General features: G+C 72.1%; 18 protein-coding genes and 1 riboswitch. Of the genes, 10 read left to right on the top strand and 8 right to left on the bottom strand.

The features are described 5' to 3' along the window. The first annotated feature begins 9 nt into the window (after positions 1-9). From V6V89_RS15400 to cobM, 7 genes are all read left to right on the top strand, one after another. The gene (locus tag V6V89_RS15400; protein ID WP_334619784.1) at positions 10-624 is read left to right on the top strand and encodes a MarR family winged helix-turn-helix transcriptional regulator; all 615 of its coding nucleotides are present in this window, start codon (positions 10-12) and stop codon (positions 622-624) included. 28 nt (positions 625-652) lie between these two features. Next, positions 653-1,600: an LLM class F420-dependent oxidoreductase gene (locus V6V89_RS15405; protein WP_334619785.1), complete on the top strand. Its 948-nt coding sequence runs from the start codon at positions 653-655 to the stop codon at positions 1,598-1,600. A gap of 30 nt (positions 1,601-1,630) precedes the next feature. Next, positions 1,631-3,265, top strand: a complete 1,635-nt coding sequence (locus V6V89_RS15410) for a RecQ family ATP-dependent DNA helicase (protein WP_334619786.1) — start codon at positions 1,631-1,633, stop codon at positions 3,263-3,265. A 22-nt stretch (positions 3,266-3,287) separates the two neighbouring features. Next, on the top strand, positions 3,288-3,791 hold the full coding sequence (locus V6V89_RS15415) for a hypothetical protein (protein ID WP_334619787.1): 504 nt from the start codon (positions 3,288-3,290) through the stop codon (positions 3,789-3,791). A gap of 146 nt (positions 3,792-3,937) precedes the next feature. After that, the gene (locus V6V89_RS15420) at positions 3,938-4,312 is read left to right on the top strand and encodes a pyridoxamine 5'-phosphate oxidase family protein (protein WP_334619788.1); all 375 of its coding nucleotides are present in this window, start codon (positions 3,938-3,940) and stop codon (positions 4,310-4,312) included. Beyond that, the gene (cbiE, locus tag V6V89_RS15425) at positions 4,305-5,498 is read left to right on the top strand and encodes a precorrin-6y C5,15-methyltransferase (decarboxylating) subunit CbiE (protein WP_334619789.1); all 1,194 of its coding nucleotides are present in this window, start codon (positions 4,305-4,307) and stop codon (positions 5,496-5,498) included. The genes V6V89_RS15420 and cbiE overlap by 8 nt, the downstream gene beginning before the upstream one ends. Further along, positions 5,495-6,235 (top strand): precorrin-4 C(11)-methyltransferase, encoded by a 741-nt coding sequence (gene cobM / locus V6V89_RS15430; RefSeq protein ID WP_334619790.1) that lies wholly within the window; start codon positions 5,495-5,497, stop codon positions 6,233-6,235. Before cbiE ends, cobM begins: the two co-directional genes overlap by 4 nt. On the opposite strand, the gene V6V89_RS15435 is transcribed toward cobM, so the two are convergent. Then, the gene (locus tag V6V89_RS15435; protein WP_334619791.1) at positions 6,232-7,308 is read right to left on the bottom strand and encodes a cobalt-precorrin-5B (C(1))-methyltransferase; all 1,077 of its coding nucleotides are present in this window, start codon (positions 7,306-7,308) and stop codon (positions 6,232-6,234) included. The genes cobM and V6V89_RS15435 overlap by 4 nt on opposite strands. Positions 7,309-7,366: 58 nt before the next feature. Between V6V89_RS15435 and V6V89_RS15440 the strand changes: the two genes are divergently transcribed. Both V6V89_RS15440 and V6V89_RS15445 read left to right on the top strand, forming a co-directional pair. Continuing rightward, the gene (locus V6V89_RS15440) at positions 7,367-8,842 is read left to right on the top strand and encodes an outer membrane protein assembly factor BamB family protein (RefSeq protein WP_334619792.1); all 1,476 of its coding nucleotides are present in this window, start codon (positions 7,367-7,369) and stop codon (positions 8,840-8,842) included. Beyond that, entirely contained in the window at positions 8,839-9,627 is a 789-nt protein-coding gene (locus V6V89_RS15445) for a cobalt-precorrin-6A reductase (RefSeq protein WP_334619793.1), read from the top strand. Before V6V89_RS15440 ends, V6V89_RS15445 begins: the two co-directional genes overlap by 4 nt. On the opposite strand, the gene V6V89_RS15450 is transcribed toward V6V89_RS15445, so the two are convergent. The 3 genes from V6V89_RS15450 to V6V89_RS15460 form a co-directional block, all read right to left on the bottom strand. Continuing rightward, positions 9,605-11,095: a precorrin-2 C(20)-methyltransferase gene (locus V6V89_RS15450; RefSeq protein WP_334619794.1), complete on the bottom strand. Its 1,491-nt coding sequence runs from the start codon at positions 11,093-11,095 to the stop codon at positions 9,605-9,607. The two genes, V6V89_RS15445 and V6V89_RS15450, sit on opposite strands and share 23 nt — an antisense overlap. After that, a complete protein-coding gene (locus V6V89_RS15455; RefSeq protein ID WP_334619795.1) occupies positions 11,095-11,715 on the bottom strand; it encodes a precorrin-8X methylmutase in 621 nt (206 codons plus the stop codon). The genes V6V89_RS15450 and V6V89_RS15455 overlap by 1 nt, the downstream gene beginning before the upstream one ends. 61 nt (positions 11,716-11,776) lie before the next feature. Further along, a complete protein-coding gene (locus V6V89_RS15460; RefSeq protein ID WP_334619796.1) occupies positions 11,777-12,868 on the bottom strand; it encodes a precorrin-3B synthase in 1,092 nt (363 codons plus the stop codon). Between the two features lie 9 nt (positions 12,869-12,877). Then, positions 12,878-13,015, top strand: a riboswitch (cobalamin riboswitch). Between the two features lie 36 nt (positions 13,016-13,051). Here V6V89_RS15460 and V6V89_RS15465 point away from each other — a divergent pair. Then, entirely contained in the window at positions 13,052-16,567 is a 3,516-nt protein-coding gene (locus V6V89_RS15465; protein ID WP_334619797.1) for a cobaltochelatase subunit CobN, read from the top strand. On the opposite strand, the gene V6V89_RS15470 is transcribed toward V6V89_RS15465, so the two are convergent. The 4 genes from V6V89_RS15470 to cobO all read right to left on the bottom strand — a co-directional run bounded on the left by V6V89_RS15470 (position 16,568) and on the right by cobO (position 19,210). Beyond that, positions 16,568-16,735, bottom strand: a complete 168-nt coding sequence (locus V6V89_RS15470) for a hypothetical protein (RefSeq protein WP_334619798.1) — start codon at positions 16,733-16,735, stop codon at positions 16,568-16,570. Positions 16,736-16,827: 92 nt separating this feature from the next. Then, positions 16,828-17,280: a phosphoribosyltransferase gene (locus tag V6V89_RS15475; protein ID WP_334619799.1), complete on the bottom strand. Its 453-nt coding sequence runs from the start codon at positions 17,278-17,280 to the stop codon at positions 16,828-16,830. After that, complete coding sequence (locus tag V6V89_RS15480) at positions 17,277-18,614, bottom strand: cobyrinate a,c-diamide synthase (RefSeq protein WP_334619800.1); 1,338 nt, start codon at positions 18,612-18,614, stop codon at positions 17,277-17,279. Before V6V89_RS15480 ends, V6V89_RS15475 begins: the two co-directional genes overlap by 4 nt. Beyond that, the gene (cobO, locus tag V6V89_RS15485; RefSeq protein WP_334619801.1) at positions 18,608-19,210 is read right to left on the bottom strand and encodes a cob(I)yrinic acid a,c-diamide adenosyltransferase; all 603 of its coding nucleotides are present in this window, start codon (positions 19,208-19,210) and stop codon (positions 18,608-18,610) included. Before cobO ends, V6V89_RS15480 begins: the two co-directional genes overlap by 7 nt. Positions 19,211-19,218 lie beyond the last annotated feature (8 nt).

Raw genomic sequence — 19,218 nt, forward strand, 5'->3', positions numbered from 1 at the left:
CAGATACGCGTGGATCTGGAAAGCTCTTCCCGTCAGCTCGCCACCGGCTTGGCGCGCGTGGCGGTCGCCGTCCACGCCGCGGAAGGCCCGGGCGGTGAACTGGAGCGCACCATCGCTCAGCAGCAGGTACTGCTCCTACTGAGCCGGCGCAGCGAGGTGTACCCGCTGGCTGACCTCGCCGGCGACCTCGGCATGACTACACAGGCCACCATGACGGCGGTGTCGACGCTGGTCCGCGAGGGCCTGGTGTCGATGGACCCGTCGCCGTCGTACGCGCCGGCCGCCGTGCGCGTGACGCTCACCGAGGCCGGCCGCCGGCACGCCCCCGAGGTGCGCGGCTGGGCCGCCGACCTGCTCGCCGAGCTGCACAACCTCGACCAGGAGGGGCAGCACCGGCTGCTCGGTGTGGTGGCCGGGCAGATCCGCCGCATGCAGCGCGAGGGCCAGATCCCGGTCACCAAGATGTGCGTGACGTGCCGGTTCTTCGACGGGTACGCCCACCCGGGCAGCACCGAGCCGCATCACTGCTGGCTCGTCGACACCCCGTTCGGGCACCAGGAGCTGCGCCTGCGCTGCCCCGAGGCTCAGCCCGGTCAGGGCCCCGTCCGGCCGACATCGGTGTGAGCGCGCCGCCCCTGGGTACCTCCAGGGCATGCGCATCGGCTACTTCCTTTCCTGCGAAGAGTTCACCCCGGCTGAGCTGATCGAACAGGCGCGCGGCGCCGAGGCGGCTGGCTTCCAGGCGTTGTGGATCTCCGATCACTATCACCCCTGGGTCGACGCGCAGGGGCAGAGCCCGTTCGTGTGGTCGATGATCGGAGCGCTCAGTCAGGTGACCAGGCTGCCGGTCACCACCGCGGTCACCTGCCCGACCGTGCGCATCCACCCGGCGGTACTGGCCCAGGCGGCGGCCACCAGCGCGGTGCTGCACGAGGGGCGGTTCGTACTGGGCGTCGGCAGCGGCGAGGCGCTCAACGAGCACATCCTCGGCGACCCGTGGCCCAGCGCCGACGTGCGGCTGGAAATGCTCGAAGAGGCGGTCGCCGTGATGCGCGAGCTGTGGGAGGGCGGGTTCACGTACCACCGCGGCAAGCACTACACCGTCGAGAACGCCCGCATCTACACCCTGCCCGACCGCCCGCCGCCGGTGTACGTCTCCGGGTTCGGGCCGAAGTCCGTCGACCTCGCCGCGCGCATCGGCGACGGTTACGTCAGCACGATGCCCGACGGCGACCTCGTGCGGCGGTTCCGGGAGAAGGGCGGCGGCGACAAGCCCACCCAGGCCGGGTTCAAGGCGTGCTTCGCCGACAGCGAGGACGAGGCGGTGCGGATCGCGTACGAGCGCTGGCCCAACGCCGGCGTCCCCGGTGAGCTGTCGCAGGTGCTGCCGTCGCCGAAGCACTTCGAGCAGGCCAGCCAGCTGGTGCGGCCCGACGCTATGCGCGACGCGTTCGTGCTCGGCAACGACCCCGACAGCCACCTGGAGATGATCGGCAAGTACGCCGACGCCGGCTTCGACGAGCTGTACGTCGCCAACGTCGGCCCGCACTACCAGGGCCTGTTCGACCTGTACGCGAAGCGGGTACTGCCTCGTTTGTAGCTTGCGCCGCCAGGGCAAGATGGCGGGGCCATGAGACTGCTGCCGCTGCTGAACGCCCGCCGCCTTCGCCGGGCCGCCCGTAATCACTTCGGCTGGCGGCGGTTGCGCCCCGGCCAGATCGACGCCATGAAGGCGGTCCTCAACCGCCGCGATGTCCTTGTCGTCCTACCCACCGGTGGCGGCAAGTCCGCCGTGTACCAGGTGCCGGCCACCGTCCTGCCCGGACCGACGGTGGTGATCTCGCCGCTGCTGGCGCTCCAGCAGGACCAGATCGCCGCGCTCAACGAACGTGACAAGCCCGAGCTGCGCGCCGTGCGGATCAGCTCCGCCGAGTCACCGACCCAGCAGGCCGCGGCTCTGGAAGCGGTACGCCGGGGTGAGGCACGGTTTCTGTTCATCACACCCGAGCAGCTCAGCAACCCCGACCGGCTCGCCGACGTACGCATGCTGCGCCCCGCCCTGGTCGCCGTCGACGAGGCGCACTGCATCTCCGCCTGGGGCAACGACTTCCGCCCCGACTACCTGGCGCTCGGCCACCTCATCCGCGGCCTGGGCCGGCCGCCGATCGCCGCGCTCACCGCCACCGCCTCCCCACCGGTGCGCGACGACATCATCGGCCACCTCGGGCTGCGACGCCCGCGCGTAATCGTGTCCGGGCTCGACCGCCACAACCTCTTCCTCGAGGTCGCTCACTGCCCGACCGAGGACTACCGGTGGCGCCGGCTGGTCGCGCTCCTGCGCGAGGGTGAGCGGCCAGGCATCGTGTACGTGCCGACCCGCCGCGCCGCCGAGGAGCTGTGCGAACGGCTCACCGCCGCCGGCTTCCCCGCGCAGGCGTACCACGGCGGGATGTCGGCCGGCCCGCGCGAGCGGCGGCACAACGACTTCCTCGACAACCGGGTGCCGCTGATGGTGGCGACCTCGGCGTTCGGGATGGGCATCGACAAGCCCGACATCCGCTGGGTGGCGCACATGGCGCTGCCCGACTCGCCCGACAGCTACTTCCAGGAGATCGGTCGCGCCGGTCGGGACGGCGCACCGGCGCGGGCGCTGCTGCTGTGGCGGGCCGAAGACGTGGGCCTCCAGCGGTTCTTCACCGGCGGCGCCCCCGACGAGACCGAACTGCGCGACCTGGCCGCCGTCCTGCGCACCGGAGACCCGCTCAGCCGCACCGCCCTGCGCGACCGCACCGGCCTCAGCCCGCGCAAGGTCGGCCGGCTGCTCAGCCTGCTGGAACAGGTCGACGCGGCGGTCACGCTCGGCAACAACAAGGTCACCGCGCCGCCCTACGCGCCGGCTCCGGCCGAGGCGGCGCGCGCGGCACTCGCCGAGGCCGAGCGCCAGCAGACGGTACAGCGCTCGCGCACCGACATGATGCGTGCTTTCGCGGAGAGCCGGTCCTGCCGGGGGCAGGCTCTGCTCACGTACTTCGGCGAGCACATGGCGAGGCAGTGCGGGCACTGCGACAACTGCGCGGCCGGCACCTCCACAGCGGCGGCGAAGACCGCCGGACCGTTCCCCCTTCACAGCACCGTGCGACACGCCGACTGGGGCACCGGAATGGTGATGGGCTACGAGGCGGACCGGATGACGGTGCTGTTCGACGACGTAGGGTATAAGACCTTGTCGGTGCCGGTGGTCCGGGAGCAAGGACTGCTGACATGACTCATTGGAGAGGGGCGCGCACGTGACGGAGCAGCCGGTGTACACGAGGCTGGGTTTCACTGACGAGGAGTGGGGCCTGCTGGTCGGCCTACCACAGTCGGTGCTGACCGCGGCCAGCGCGGCCGAGCCGGACGGTGCGAAGCGCACCCACCAGGAGAACGCCGCCGGCCTGGAGGCGATCGCGGAGGGTCGGGACGACGCGGACCCGCTGGTCGCGGCCGTGGCTCAGGAGTTCGTCAACCGCGTCGGCGACCCGGAGTTGGGCGAGGAGCTCCCGTCCATCCAGCCCGCCGACCCGGAGGCCTACATCGCCGACGTTCTCGGCCGGGCCGCCGAGGCCGCGAAGCTGCTGGCCGCGAAGGTCGACGAGGGCGCGGCCGGCGCCTACAAGCACTGGCTGGTGACGATCGCCGAGCAGGTGGTGACCGCGGCTCCCAGCGGCGGCATCCTGGGCATCGGTGGCGACGTGGTGACCGACCCCGAACGCAAGTTCCGCGACCGCCTAGCCCACGTCCTAACCGACTAACCGCGCCGCCGCGCCTACCCCTCCCCTCTTTCCGTCGATCAAGGGCAAACGCACGTGGTTCGATCTCTTTTCCACGTGCGTTCGCCCTTGATCGATGCAAACGCCCTTGATCGCCGCACCAGGGCCGGGCGGTACCGTAGCGCACGATGATGACCAGCGAAGACTTCCGGCAGTTCTGGCGGGAGCGGCATCTGTGCACGCTCACCACCCTGCGCCGCGACGGCTCCCCGCACGTCGTGCCCGTCGGCGTGACCCTCGACCCGGATGCGGGCGTGGCCCGGGTCATCACCTCCGGCTCGTCGCGCAAGGCGCGCAACGCCGCCGCCACCGGCCGCGTGGCCGTGTGCCAGGTCGACGGCCGTCGTTGGTCCACGTTGGAGGGTCAGGCCACGGTCCGCGCGGACCCGGAGGCCGTCGCCGAGGCCGAGCGCCGCTACGCCGAGCGGTACCGTACCCCGCGCGCCAACCCCGAGCGCGTGGTCATCGAGATCACGGTGACTCGGGTACTGGGCAATGTCTGACGTCATCGTCGTCGGCATCGGCGCCGACGGCTGGGCCGGCCTGCCCGAGCCCGCTCGTGAGGCGGCCCGCGCGGCGGAGGTGCTGCTCGGCAGCCGCCGCCAGCTCGACCTGCTGCCCGACGAGGTCAAGGCCGACCGCGTGCCGTGGCCGTCGCCGCTGCTGGCCGCCCTGCTCGGGCTGCTCGACGCGCACCGCGACCGGCGGGTGTGCGTCCTGGCGAGCGGCGACCCGATGTTCCACGGCATCGGGTCCACTGTGGTCAAGCTGCTCGGCGCGGAGCGGGTCACCGTGCTGCCCCACCCCTCATCGGCGTCGCTCGCCTGCGCCCGCCTCGGCTGGCCCCTGGACGGCGTCGAGGTCATCAGCGCGGTCGGCCGCCCGGTCAGCCTGCTGCACCCCGTGCTCCACCCCGACCACCGGGTGCTGGTGCTGAGCGCCGACGGCGCCACCCCCGCCGCGGTCGCCGCACTGCTGGACGCGCGCGGGTACGGCGACAGCGAACTGACCGTGCTGGAACAGCTCGGCGGCCCGCGTGAACGCGTCGTCGCCGGCCTCGCCCGCGACCACTGGCCCGTCGCCGACCCGCTCAACGTGGTCGCCGTGCACTGCCGCGGCACCGCCGTCATGGCCACCGTGCCCGGGCTGCCCGACGACGTGTACGCCCACGACGGGCAGCTCACCAAGCGCGAGGTGCGCGCCGTCACGCTCGCCCGCCTGCAACCGGTGCCCGGGCAGCTGCTCTGGGATGTCGGTGCGGGCGCCGGCAGCATCGCCATCGAATGGTCGCGCGCACACCGCGCGTGCCGGGCGGTCGCCGTCGAGGCCGACCGGGAACGCGCGTCACGCATCGGTGCCAACGCACAGGCGTTGGGCGTACCATATCTGTCTGTTGTGGAGGGTCGTGCGCCCGCGGCCCTCGACGGCCTCGACCCGCCCGATGCGGTGTTCGTCGGCGGCGGGGTGACCGCACCCGGCATGCTGGAGGCGTGCTGGGCCGCGTTGCGGCCCGGCGGGCGCCTGGTCGTCAACGCGGTGACGCTGGAGTCCGAGCGCCTGGTCGCCGAGTGGCACGACCGGATGGGCGGCGACCTGACCCGGATCGCGGTCCAGCGTGCGGCGCCGATCGGCGGCTTCACCGGCTGGCGCCCGCTGCACCCGGTGACACAGTGGACGGTGGTGAAATGACAGTCCACTTCATCGGTGCGGGCCCCGGCGCCGCCGACCTGATCACCGTCCGGGGGCGCAACCTCATCGCGCGCAGCCCGGTCTGCCTGTACGCGGGCAGCCTCGTGCCGGTGGAGCTGCTGGCGTACTGCCCGTCCGGTGCGCGCGCAGTAGACACGGCACGGCTGACGCTCGACGAGATCGTGGCGGAGATGGTGGCCGCGCACGCCGCCGGGCACGACGTGGCGCGGCTGCATTCCGGCGACCCGTCGGTGTTCAGCGCGATGGCCGAACAGATGCGGCGGCTCGACGCGGCTGGTGTCCCGTACGCCGTGACCCCGGGTGTGCCCGCGTTCGCCGCGGCGGCGGCCACGCTCGGCCGCGAGCTGACTGTGCCCACAGTCGGCCAGACCGTCATCCTGACCCGGATATCAGGCGGCGCGACCCCGATGCCCCCGGGCGAAGACCTGGCGACGCTGGCGGCCAGCCGGTCGACCGTGGTGCTCCACCTGGCGGTCCAGCGCATCGACGAGGTGGTGAACCAGTTGCTGCCGCACTACGGCGCGGACTGCCCCGCGGCCGTGGTCGCGTGCGCCAGCCGCCCCGACGAAGTGGTCCTGCGCGGCACCCTGTCCGACATAGCGGATCTGGTCAAGGCGGCTGGCATAGTGCGAACGGCGGTCATCGTCGTAGGCCGCGTCCTGTCCGCCGAAGCGTTCCCCGACAGCCACCTCTACTCCGCGCAACGCTCCCGCTAACCTCCCGGCCGCGCCGTGCCCACGACTCGGCCGGCGCGATCTATGACCACCACGTCGACCGCTACGGGGGCCTCGCGGAGGACGGACGCGGCGGTTTCGCGGGCGCCGGCGGCGACCGCGTCGCCGAGCGGGACGCCGGCCGCCTCGCAGTGCTGGAGGGCTTCGAGCGCGGTGTTCGACGCGACCACCCGCTCGGCCAGCTCGTCGTCGCCCCCGGCGGCGCGCGCGAGCGCGGCCAGGCTGCGCAGGTCCACTTGGGACCGTCCGGAGTGGAGATCGAGGTGGCCGTCGGCGAGCTTGGCGAGCTTGCCGATCCCGCCGGCTATGGTGAGCCGAGGCACCGGGTGGCGGCGCAGATATTTGAGCACGGCGCCGGCGAAGTCGCCCATGTCGAGCAGCGCGTCCTCGGGCAGGCCGTACAGTTCGGCGGCGACCCGCTCGGACGTGCTGCCGGTGCAGCCGGCGACATGCTGGTGGCCGGCGGCGCGGGCGACGTCGATGCCGCGGCGGATGCTGTCGATCCAGGCGGCGCACGAGTAAGGCACCACGATCCCCGTGGTGCCGAGGATGGACAGGCCGCCGAGGATGCCGAGACGCGGGTTCCAGGTGCGCGCGGCCAGCTCCTCGCCGCCGTCGACGGAGATCTCGACGACCACGTCTGCGGTGCCGCCGTGCTGTGCGGCCACCTCGGCGACCACGTCCCGCATCATCTGGCGCGGCACCGGGTTGATGGCCGGCTCGCCGGCCGGAAGCGGCAGGCCCGCCTTGGTGATCGTGCCCACCCCCGGGCCGGCACGAAAGACCACTCCCTCCCCCGACCGGGCCGGGCGGACAGTGGCGCGGACCAGAGCGCCGTGGGTGACGTCAGGGTCATCACCGGCATCCTTGACGACACCCGCTGTAGCCGAGTCGTCACTCAAGTGCTCCACGGCGAGCGCGAACGCCGGCCGCTGACCCTTGGGCAGCGCAATCTCCACCGGGTCTGGGAAGGCGCCGGTGAGCAGCGCGGTGTACGCGGCCTTGGTCGCCGCGGTCGCGCACGCTCCGGTGGTCCAGCCGTACCGCAAAGTCACGGTCACAGGATGCCCCACACCCTTTCGCCACTCGCCCGCAACCTGCACACTTGTGCCAGTGAAGAGACGGTTCGCGATGGTCTTGGTACTGAGCGTGGCGGCGTGCGGTTCGGAGCCGGCGCAGCCGAAGTTCGTGCAGGGCACGTCCGGGTCGACAGCGCCCGCGACGGCACCGGCCACGGGAGCCGCCGCCTTCGAGGGCTGGTCCGACCCCGCCGGAGTCGGCAAGCCGTACGGCGAGAAGGTGACCGGGCTGCTCACGTTCCGTGGCAACCCGACCCGCACCTACTACGGCACCGGTCCGGTGTCGCGCACAACGCCGGAGAAACGGTGGCAGTTCCCCCGCAGCGGCGGCCTGTGCGCGAAGTCGACGGACGGCAAGGGCGAACGGGTCTGGTGCGGCTCGGGCTGGACCGGTCAGCCGGCCGTCTTCGAGCGCGACAACCGCACGTGGGTGGTTTTCGGCGCGTACGACAAGGCGATCCACTTCCTGGACGCGGCGACCGGTGAGCGCATCCTTCCCGACTTCCCCACCGGCGACATCATCAAGGGCTCGGTGACGGTGGATCCGGACGGCTTCCCGCTGGTGTATTCCGGGTCGCGCGACAACAACTACCGGGTCATCGCGATCGACCGGGGCAAGCCGACGGAGCTGTGGAAGCTGCCGGCGACGGCGGTGTCGCCGACGATGTGGAACAACGACTGGGACAGCACCGGGCTCATCATCGACGACTACCTGTTCGAGGGCGGGGAAAACAGCCAGTTCCACATCGTGAAGCTGAACCGGAAGTACGGCAAGGACGGCAAGGTGACCGTCTCGCCGAAGATTGTCTTCAACGCGCCGGGCTGGGATTCGCAGCTGCTCAAGGACGTCGGCGACCAGAACGTCTCCATCGAGACCTCGGTGGCGATCCACGGAAACACCGTGTACTTCAGCAACTCGGGTGGGCTGGTGCAGGGCTGGGACATCAGCGGCCTGAAGGACGGGAAGAAGCCGAAGCGGGTGTTTCGCTTCTGGACCGGTGACGACACCGACGCCACGATCGTGGTGGACGAGAAGGGTTCGCTCTACGTCGGTTCGGAGTACGAGCGGGGCACCGCGCGCTCGAAGAAGGTCGGCCAGATGATGAAGCTGGACCCGACGAAGAAGGATCCGCTGGTGTGGAAGGTGGACGATCAGAAGGGCAACCCGGCGGGCATCTGGGGTACGCCGGCGCTGCACAAGGACATCGTCATCTTCGACACGAACGGCGGTGAGGTGCTCGGCATCGGCCGCGACGACGGCGCTGTGCGGTGGCGATTCGAGCTGCCGGGGCCGACCTGGCAGTCCCCGGTGGTCGTCGACGACGTGCTCCTGATCGGCGACTGCAAGGGCGACATGCACGCGTACGACGTCAGCGACACCACCGCCGCGCCGAAGAAGCTGTGGACGGTGAACATCGGCGGCTGCGTCGAGTCCACGCCGGCGGTGTGGAAGGGCAACCTCTACTTCGGCACCCGCGCGGGCGCGTTCCACTCCATCGGCGTCAAGTGAGTGAGCGAGCTGGCGCCTTCAGCGCCGTGCGAGCGAGCGAACCATCAGGCACGCTGCGGTTGCTGATCCTGGGCGGCACAGGCGAGGCGCGGGAGCTGGCAGCGGCCGTGCCCGCCGGTCATGTCGTCACGTCGCTGGCGGGCCGGGTCAGCGCGCCCCGGTTGCCCGTGGGCGAGGTGCGAATCGGAGGCTTCGGCGGCCCGGAGGGCCTCGCCGCGTGGCTGGTCTGCGAACGTATCGACGCGGTGGTCGACGCGACGCACCCGTTCGCCCACCGGATCAGCGCGTCGGCACGGCAGGCGACCGCCGACCTCGAACTGCCGCTGCTGGCGCTGCACCGCCCCGGGTGGACCCCCGGGCCGGGCGACGACTGGCGCCGGGTGCCAAGCGTCGATGCGGCCGCCGCCGCGCTGCCGGAGCTCGGCGACCGGGTACTGCTCACGACCGGCCGGCAGAGCCTCGCGGCGTTCGCCGGCAACAGCGGGTGGTTCCTGATCCGCACCGTCGATCCGCCGTCACCGCCGCTTCCGTCACGGCACGAGATCGTGCTGGATCGCGGGCCCTACACCGTGGACGGCGAGACGGCGCTGATGCGGGAGCACCGAATCAACGTGCTGGTCACCAAGGACAGCGGCGGCCCGCTGACCGCCGCGAAGCTCGCGGCCGCCCGCGAGCTAGGCCTGCCCGTGCTGATGGTCGACCGCCCCGCCCCGCCCGACGGGGTCCCCACGGTGGCGACCGTCGGCGAGGCGGTGGATTGGCTCAGGGATAACGCCGGGGTGTGAAAACGGCGCCGCCGGGCGCGAGCCGGGTCGTCGACGAGCCGACGATCAGCAGGCACCGCATGTCGATGCTGGACGGGTCGAGGTCGGCCAGGCGCACCACACGCACGCTCTCCGCCGCTCCCCCGACGTCTCGGCCGACCACCACGGGCGTGTCGGGCGACCGGTGCTCCAGCAGCAGATCGCGCGCCTTCTCCACCTGCCACGTACGCGTACGGGACGCCGGGTTGTAGATGGCGATGACGAGGTCGGCGTGGGCGGCGGCGGTGAGCCTGTCCACAATGGTGTCCCACGGCTTGAGCCGGTCGGACAGCGACAGTACGCAGTAGTCGTGGCCCAGCGGCGCGCCCGCGCGGGAAGCCACCGCCTGCGCTGCTGTGAGCCCCGGCACCACCCGGACGGGCACGGCCTCGAAGTGCGGCTCGGCGGCTACCTCCAGCACGGCACTGGCCATGGCGAAGACACCCGGGTCGCCGGACGACACGACGGCCACCCGCGACCCGCCTCGCGCCAGGTCGAGCGCGAACGCCGCCCGCTCCGCCTCCACCCGGTTGTCGGACGGGTGCCGCTTCTGGCGGGGATTCGGGGGGACGCGGTCGAGGTACGGGCCGTAGCCGACCAGATCGTCCGCCTCGGCGAGGGCGGCCTGGGCCTCAGGTGTCAGCCACTCCCGCCCGGCTGGCCCGAGACCGACGACGACCACCTCACCGCGATCGCGCGATCGGGCGGGAGCCGGGACAGCGACCGGCGCCGCCGCCACCCGGCTGGGCAGCACGGCGACCGAGAAGTACGGCACCGACGAAGGATCCACTTCGGACAGCGGTGCGACCCGTTCCCGGTCGGTGCTGGCACGCTCGACGTACCACGCCTCGTCGAGCCGTCCAGACTTGTCGAGCGCGTCCCGTACGGCCGGAAACGTGCGCCCCAGCTTGAGGATCGCGGCCGAGTCGGTGCCGGCGAGCCGCTCCGCGAGCACCTCCGGCGGGAGCGTGCCGGGCAGCACGGTCAGCACCTCGTCGCGCTCGACGAGTGGCCGACCCAGTGCCGCCGACGCGGCGCTCATCGACGTGACGCCGGGCACCACCTCGGTCTCGTACCGGTGCGCGAGCCGCTTGTGCATGTGCTGGTACGAACCGTAGAAGAACGGGTCGCCCTCGCACAGCACCACCACGTCCCGGCCGGCGTCGAGGTGGGCGGCCAGCCGCTCGGCGCAGTCGGCGTAGAACTCCTCGATCGCGCCGCGGTATCCACCGGGGTGGTCGGTCGTCTCGGTGGTGACCGGGTACACCAGCGCCTCTTCGATCTGGCCAGCCCGCAGGTAGGGCGCGGCCACCGAACGGGCGATGCTGCGGCCGTGGCGCGCGCAGTGGTAGGCAACCACGTCGGCGTCCGCGACGAGCCGCGCGGCCTTGACCGTCACCAGTTCCGGGTCGCCGGGCCCGAGCCCCACTCCCCACAGTCGACCGGCCACTACTCCTCCTCGCTCGCGATGGCGTTGATCGCCGCCGCCGTCATCGCGCTGCCGCCCCGCCGCCCGTGCACCACCAGGTGCGAAAGGTCGCTGGTCGCCAGCGCCACTTTGGACTCCGCCGCCCCGATGAACCCGACTGGTATGCCCAGCACCGCCGCCGGGCGACCGGCTCCTTCGGCCATCAACTCCAGCAGCCGAAACAGTGCGGTCGGCGCGTTTCCCACCGCCACGACCGACCCGGCGAGGCGGTCGCGCCACAACTCCAGTGCCGCCGCGCTGCGCGTGGTGCCGAGCCGCACGGCGAGGTCGGGCACGCGCGGGTCGCTCAGCGTGCACACCACCTCGTTGTCCGCCGGCAGGCGCCGCCGGGTCACCCCGGCGGCGACCATCGCGGCGTCGCACAGGATGGGCGCTCCGGCCCGCAGCGCGGCCCGGCCGGCCGCGACCACGCCGGGTGACCAGGCCAGATCCTTGACCAGGTCGACCATCCCGCACGCGTGGATCATCCGGACCGCGACCCGTGCCACATCCTCCGGTAGCGCCGAAAGGTCGGCTTCGGCCCGGATGGTGGCGAACGAACGACGGTAAATCTCCGCGCCATCCTTGACGTAGCCGGTCATGCGCCGCCTCCCGCAGCCGGCCCGGAGTCGAGGGAGCGGGGGCGGGCGCCAGTTGTCAGGGTCATCGGCTTTCGTATCCGTCCTCTGTGGCCAGTATCAGCTCGTGCGCTCCGGTGGGGCGGCCGCAGGCGCGTTCGCAGCCGGCCCAGTGCACTGGCAGCGAGGGCGCCGGCCGCCCACCGTGGAAGGCCAGCGCGTCGGCACGCACGTCGGCCAGCGACCGGGCGCACCCGGGTCGCCCGGCGCAGGCGGTCACACCGGCCCACGGCGAGCCGCGCTCGACCGCGAGCCCCACCGCCGCCAGATTTTCCAAGAGCCCGGCGTCCGGCAGGTCGGCGACGACGACTCCTCGCCACGGCGTGACGCACACCGACGACTGTCCGGACAGGACAGCGATGTGATCCGGTGTGAGCCGACCCAGCGGCACGGCCGCGCCGATCGCGACGTGGCCGTCGACCTGGCGCACGGCACCGATCGGCGGGCGGCCGGCGACGCTCACCGACGCACCCACCGATCCGCCGAGGCGCCGCGCCACCCGTGCCGGGCCGTCGTCCAGTTCGGACAGTCGCCACTCGTCGCTCCGTTCGGCGAGAAACGCGTGCGCGGCGGCCAGCAGCACCGGCACGGCCTCAGCTGGCGACACGCGCAGGCCGCTGTCGCGGCCGGCGAGCAGCACGGCGGCGCCGTGAATCGCGACGTCGGCGCCGAGTCCAGCGACGTCACCGCGCCCGTCGTCGAGCGCGAACAAGAACCGCCCGGGAAGCTCGGCCAGCGCCGGATCCGCGCACAGGGCCCGGTCCAGCGCCGTCGTCAGCGGACGCGCGTCTAGTACCCCGTGCCCGTCACGGCCGGTGAGCGGTGATGCCACGATGTTGCGTACCCGCTCATGGGTGTGCGACGGCAACAGGCCGACCTCCGACAGCCGCGCGGCGAGCGCCGTCTCGGCGCCCGGCGCCAGGCCGCGGACCTGGAGGTTACCTCGGGAGGTGACTTCCAGGCCGCCACAGGCGGCGACGGCGGCGAGCTGCGCGCCGGTCAGCCACCCGCCGGGTATCCGCACGCGCGCGAGGCCGCCGTCGGCGGCGGCGTGCACCTGGAGCACGCCGGGGCACGCGTCGGCGCGATCGCGGCTTGGTGTGAGAGGGCTGACCACGGGCCGGAGCATACGACCCGCTAAGCTGGCGGGCGCAACCCGCGGCGACAAGCGGAGGAAGCCGGTGCGAGTCCGGTGCGGTCCCGCCACTGTCACCGAGAGCCACGGTTCTCGGAAGCCAGACACTCCCGTCGCCGCGTTCCTACTGACCGAGACGAGGATCTCGGAGGGGAGCCGTGCCGCGTGTTCCTGCTGCTGTCGACGTCCGACACCGATCTGCTCAGCGCGCGTGCCAGCCGTGCTGACTACCGCCTCGCCAACCCGGCCCGGGTCACGATCGACGACCTGCCCGCGCTGGTCGAGGGCGTCACCTTGGTCGTGGTGCGTATTCTCGGCGGCCGGCGGGCCTGGGAGGAAGGGCTCGACGCGCTGCTGGCCGGTCCGCGTCCGGTCGTCGTGCTGGGTGGCGAGCAGGCGCCAGACGCCGAGCTGATGCGGCTGTCGACGGTGCCGAGCGGCGTGTGCGCGGAAGCTCACGCATACCTTGCGCACGGCGGTCCGGCCAACCTCGCCGAGTTGCACCGCTTCCTGTCCGACACCGTCCTGCTGACCGGTCACGGCTTCGCACCGCCCGTGCCGACGCCGACGTGGGGCCTCATGCGCCCGCTCGCCGATGGTGATGCGCCGGTGGTGGCCGTGCTCTACTACCGCGCGCACCATGTGGCGGGCAACACAGCGTTCGTCGACGCGCTGTGTACGGCCATCGAAGACGCTGGAGCGCGGCCGCTGCCGGTGTTCTGCGCGTCGTTGCGAACGCCGGAGTCCGAGCTGTTGGCCACGCTGGGTCAGGCGGACGCGCTCGTCGTGACCGTGCTCGCGGCTGGCGGCACCCGCCCGGCCGAGGCGGGCGCGGGCGGCGACGACGAGGCCTGGGACGTCGGCGCGCTGGCCGCGCTCGATGTGCCGATCCTGCAAGGGTTGTGCCTCACTTCCGGCCGCGAGACCTGGTCCGCCAACGACGACGGTATGTCCCCTTTGGACACCGCTACGCAGGTGGCGATCCCCGAGTTCGACGGGCGCATCATCACGGTGCCGTTTTCGTTCAAGGAGATCGACGAAGACGGGCTCACGGTGTACGTGGCCGATCCCGAGCGGGCCGCTCGAGTCGCCGGTATCGCGGTGGCCCACGCCCGGCTCCGGCACGTGCCGCCCGCCAGGAAGCGGATCGCGCTCATGCTGTCCGCGTACCCCACCAAGCACGCCCGGATCGGCAACGCCGTCGGCCTCGACACGCCCGCCAGCACGGTGCGGCTGCTGGCGGCGCTGCGCGAGCGCGGATACACCATCGGCGACCTGCCGGACGACGGCGACAGCCTGATGCACGCGCTCATCGCGGCCGGTGGCCAGGACCCGGATTGGCTCACCGAGGAGGCGCTCGCCGCGAACCCTGTGCGCATCCCGGCCCGCGACTACATCGCTTACTACGAAACGCTGCCGGTCTCGCTTCGGACGAGGGTCGAGGAGCACTGGGGGCCGCCGCCCGGTTCGTTGTACGTGGACGGCGACGACATCGTGCTCGCCGCGCTCGTCGCCGCCAATGTCGTCGTGATGGTGCAGCCGCCGCGCGGTTTCGGCGCCAACCCGGTCGCCATCTACCACGACCCCGACCTGCCGCCCAGTCACCACTACCTGGCGGCATACCGCTGGCTGGCGGCCGGCTTCGGGGCCGACGCGGTCGTTCACATCGGCAAGCACGGCAACCTCGAATGGCTGCCCGGCAAGACGGTCGGCATGTCGGCGGCGTGCGGGCCGGACGCGGCCATCGGCGACCTGCCGCTCGTCTACCCGTTTCTGGTCAACGATCCCGGCGAGGGCACCCAGGCCAAGCGCCGCGCCCACGCGACCCTCATCGACCACCTGGTGCCGCCGATGGCCCGCGCCGAGAGCTACGGAGACATCGCCAAGCTGGAGCAGTTGCTCGACGAGCACGCCACCATCGCGGCGCTCGACCCGGCGAAGCTGCCCGCGATCCGCGCGCAGATCTGGACGCTGATCCAGGCGGCCAAGCTCGACCATGACCTCGGGATCGGCAACCGCCCGCATGACGCCGAGTTCGACGACTTCCTGCTGCACGTCGACGGCTGGCTGTGCGAGGTCAAGGACGCGCAGATCCGCGACGGGCTGCACGTGCTCGGCGAGGCGCCAGCAGGTGAGGCACGCGTCAACCTGGTACTGGCGATGCTGCGTGCCCGGCAGATGTGGGGCGGCCAGGTGTCCCTTCCTGGCTTACGCGAGGCGCTGGGTCTGGCCGAGCACGCGCCGCGGTCCGATGTGGATCGGGTCGAGGCGCAAGCACACGCGCTCGTCACCGAGATGGAGGCGCGCGGCTGGGCGCCGGAGCACGCCGGCAGCGGCCCGGTGAGCGACGTGCTGCGGTTCGCGGCCACCGAGATCGTGCCGCGGCTCGACCGCACGACCGACGAACTGACCAACGTGCTGCACGCCCTCGCCGGCGGGTACGTACCGGCCGGGCCGAGCGGCTCCCCGCTGCGCGGCCTCGTCAACGTGCTGCCGACGGGCCGCAACTTCTACTCCGTCGACCCCAAGGCGGTGCCCAGCCGGCTGGCGTGGGAGACCGGCCAGGCGATGGCCGACTCGCTGCTGGCCCGGTACCGCGCCGACACCGGCCAGTGGCCGCGCTCGGTGGGGCTGTCGGTGTGGGGCACCAGCGCGATGCGTACAGCCGGCGACGACGTGGCCGAGGTGCTGGCCATGCTCGGAGTCCGTCCGCAGTGGGACGACGCGTCCCGCCGGGTCAACGGGCTGGCGCCAATCCCGCTGGCCGAGTTGGGCCGGCCGCGCGTCGACGTGACCGTGCGGATCAGCGGCTTCTTCCGCGACGCCTTCCCGCACGTGGTGCTGATGCTCGACGACGCCGTCCGGCTCGTGGCCGGGCTCGACGAGCCGGCGGAAGACAACTTCGTCCGCGCGCACGTGGCCGCCGACGTGGCCGGGCACGGCGATGAACGGCGGGCCACCACGCGTGTCTTCGGTTCAAAGCCGGGCGCGTACGGTGCCGGGCTGCTCCCGCTCATCGACAGCCGGAACTGGCGCGACGACGCCGACCTCGCCGAGGTGTACGCGGTGTGGGGCGGCTACGCGTACGGCCGCGGGCTCGACGGAGTGGCCGCCCGCCCCGACATGGAGGCCGCGTACCGCAGGATCGCGGTGGCGGCCAAGAACGTGGACACCCGCGAGCACGATATCGCCGACTCGGACGACTACTTCCAGTACCACGGCGGGATGATCGCGACAGTGCGCGCACTGACCGGCACCAACCCGGCCGCGTACATCGGTGACAGTACGCGGCCGGAGGCGGTGCGCACCCGGGCGCTGAGCGAGGAGACAGCGCGTGTCTTCCGGGCCCGGGTCGTCAACCCGCGCTGGCTGGCGGCGATGCGCCGGCACGGCTACAAGGGCGCGTTCGAGCTGGCCGCCACCGTCGACTATCTGTTCGGGTACGACGCGACGGCCGGCGTGATGGCTGACTGGATGTACGACAAGCTGGCGTCGACGTACGTGCTCGACGAGGAGAACCGGGCGTTCTTCGAGCGGTCCAACCCGTGGGCTCTGCACGGCATCGTCGAGCGGCTGCTTGAGGCCGCCGACCGCAAGATGTGGGAGTACCCCGACCCGGCGGTCCTCGACGGTCTCCGCGAGGCGTACCTGGCGACCGAAGGCGACCTGGAAGACCGCTAGCTACTCGGTGGCGGTCAGGTATGGCCAGGCGCCCTCCAGGGCCGCCCGTGCCAGCCGCTCACGCTGCTCGTAGGTGATTTCGACACCAGCCGCATCCGCTTCGGCGGCGAGCGCGTTGGCGGCGACCGAGATGGCGATCTCTGATGGCCTATCGGGAATCGTGGTCACGGTGGGGCTCCTCCGTTCGCGGGAGTTTGTGTGATCGCACTATCTCGCGCTCAAGAGCGTTGGCACATCCCGCCCAAGGCGGTGGAAAAACCTCAAGACCACGGAAAGTTGATCCACAGTTCAGTGCGACGCCACACGTACTCGCACCTCACCTGGGTGTGTGGCTTCTCGTACAGCACCGCGCAGCGCACGTCGGCGACGTGCTCGCCGCAGAAGTCGTGTACCAGCTTGAGCGTCGCGCCGGTGTCGGCGACGTCGTCGGCGATGAGCACCCGCGAGCCCGCCAGGTCGACTGCCTGAGGCACCGGCGGCAGCATGACCGGCATCGGCAGCCGCTCGTCGACGCCGGTGTAGAACTCCACGTTCATCACGTGGACGTTCTTGACGTTCAGGGCGTACGCCAGCGACCCCGCCAGAAACAGGCCACCGCGGGCGATACCCAGGATCAGGTCGGGCCGGAACCCGTCGGCCGCGACCTGGGCGGCCAGCTCGTAGCCGGCACCGCCGAACGTCGCCCAGTCGAGATCCTCGCGCTCTTCGGTCATGGGGCAACCTTAAGAGCCGCGCCCACCAGGCTGCGCGGGATGTCCGGGTGGCCGGCCCAGTGCAGGTGCAGGTACGAAGCGTGCACACCGGCTGTGACGAAGCCCTCCGGTGCGGCGCCGCGCCACGCCCACGCCGGCGTGGTGCCCGCGCGCGGTGTGACGGCCGTGCGATGGAACTCGTGGCCGGTAACCCGGGTGCCGGCCGGTGCCAGCGCGCTGTCCGACAGGGCCGCCGCGTCGCGGTAGCCGAGCGTGAGCCGGTCGGTCATCACCGCGTCCGCGTCCAGCACCCCGCACATCGGGGCGCCGTCGAGGCTGCGGCTCAGCCAGAGCAGACCCGCGCATTCGGCCGCTATCGGCGCTCCGGTCGCGGCGAGGGCGGCCACCGCGGCGCGCAGCGGGGCGTTGGCGGCGAGCCGGTCGGCGTACACCTCGGGGAAGCCGCCACCGACGACCAGCGCCCGTGTGCCGGGCGGCAGCGCCTCGTCACGCAGCGGGTCCACAGTGGCCACGTCGGCGCCCGCCCCGTGTAACAGCTCGACCGTTTCGGTGTACCCGAAGGTGAAGGCCGGTCCGCCGGCGACCGCGACCAGCGGACGGCCCGGGACCGGATCCAGAGCCGGCGACCACGGTGCGGCGTCAAGCGGTGGTGCGGCCCGCGCCACCGCTCCGACCGCGTCCAGGTCCACACCGGACGCCACGAGAGCCGCCAGCGCGGCCACCGACGCCTTCGCCTCCGCGGATCGTTCGGCGACCGGCACCAGGCCGAGGTGCCGCGACGGCGCGGCCACCGCTCCGTGCCGGCGCAGTGCACCGAGCACTGGTACGCCGACCTCCTCGCAGGCGTCGCGAAGGATGTTTTCGTGGCGCTCGGAGCCGACCCGGTTGAGGATGACGCCCGCGATCCGCACCTGCCCGAACGACCGGAACCCGTGCACCAGCGCCGCCACCGAGCGCCCCTGCGCGGACGCGTCGACCACCAGCAGCACCGGTGCCCGCAGCAGCGCGGCCACATGCGCCGTCGAGCCGAAGTCTCCAGCGCCTGTGCGGCCGTCGTACAGGCCCATCACGCCCTCGACGACGGCGAGATCGGCGCCCGCGCTGCCGTGCGCGAACAGCGGCCCGATCAACTCCTCCCCCACCAGCACCGGGTCGAGGTTGCGACCCGACCGGCCGGCTGCCAGTGCGTGGTAACCGGGGTCGATGAAGTCGGGGCCAACCTTGAAGCCGGCGACCCGCGTCCCGCGCCCGGCGAACGCGGCCAGCAGCCCCGTAGCGACCGTCGTCTTGCCGTGGCCCGACGCGGGTGCCGCGACGACGACCCGGGCTACCACTCGATCCCTTGCTGGCCCTTGCGGCCCGCGTCCATCGGGTGCTTGACCTTGGCCATGTCGGTGACCAGGTCGGCCAGGTCGACCAGGCCAGCGGGCGCGTCCCGGCCGGTGACGACCACGTGCTGGCCACCCGGACGGTCGCGCAGCGTCGCGACGACGTCGGCCACGTCGACCCAACCCCACTTCATCGGGTACGTGAATTCGTCGAGCACGTAGAACCGATAGGTTTCGGCGGCCAGGTCGCGTTTGATCTGCGCCCAGCCCTCGGCCGCCTCGGCGGCGTGGTCGCGTTCGGTGCCGGGGCGCCGGATCCACGACCAGCCCTCGCCCATCTTGTGCCACGTGACGTGGCCACCCTTGCCGGTCTCGCCGAGCGCCCGAAGGGCCGACTCTTCACCGACCTTCCACTTCGGACTCTTCACGAACTGGTAGACCACGATCGGCCAGCCGGCGCTCCACGCCCGCAACGCCATCCCGAACGCCGCCGTCGACTTCCCTTTGCCGTGTCCGGTGTGGACGGCCAGTACCGGCTGTCGTCGGCGCTCGCGGGTGGTGAGCCCGTCGTCCGGCACCGTCTCCGGCTTCCCTTGCGGCATCAACGATC

Origin of the sequence: Micromonospora sp. CPCC 206061 (assembly GCF_036906915.1) — a bacterium.
Classification (GTDB): domain Bacteria; phylum Actinomycetota; class Actinomycetes; order Mycobacteriales; family Micromonosporaceae; genus Phytohabitans.

Coding starts and splice junctions, on each gene's coding strand:
- V6V89_RS15410 (WP_334619786.1), top strand. CDS start 1,631: ATGAGACTGCTGCCGCTGCTGAACGCCCGCCGCCTTCGCCGGGCCGCC.
- V6V89_RS15405 (WP_334619785.1), top strand. CDS start 653: ATGCGCATCGGCTACTTCCTTTCCTGCGAAGAGTTCACCCCGGCTGAG.
- V6V89_RS15455 (WP_334619795.1), bottom strand. CDS start 11,715: ATGACCGGCTACGTCAAGGATGGCGCGGAGATTTACCGTCGTTCGTTC.
- cbiE (WP_334619789.1), top strand. CDS start 4,305: ATGTCTGACGTCATCGTCGTCGGCATCGGCGCCGACGGCTGGGCCGGC.
- V6V89_RS15475 (WP_334619799.1), bottom strand. CDS start 17,280: ATGACCGAAGAGCGCGAGGATCTCGACTGGGCGACGTTCGGCGGTGCC.
- cobO (WP_334619801.1), bottom strand. CDS start 19,210: ATGCCGCAAGGGAAGCCGGAGACGGTGCCGGACGACGGGCTCACCACC.
- V6V89_RS15420 (WP_334619788.1), top strand. CDS start 3,938: ATGATGACCAGCGAAGACTTCCGGCAGTTCTGGCGGGAGCGGCATCTG.
- cobM (WP_334619790.1), top strand. CDS start 5,495: ATGACAGTCCACTTCATCGGTGCGGGCCCCGGCGCCGCCGACCTGATC.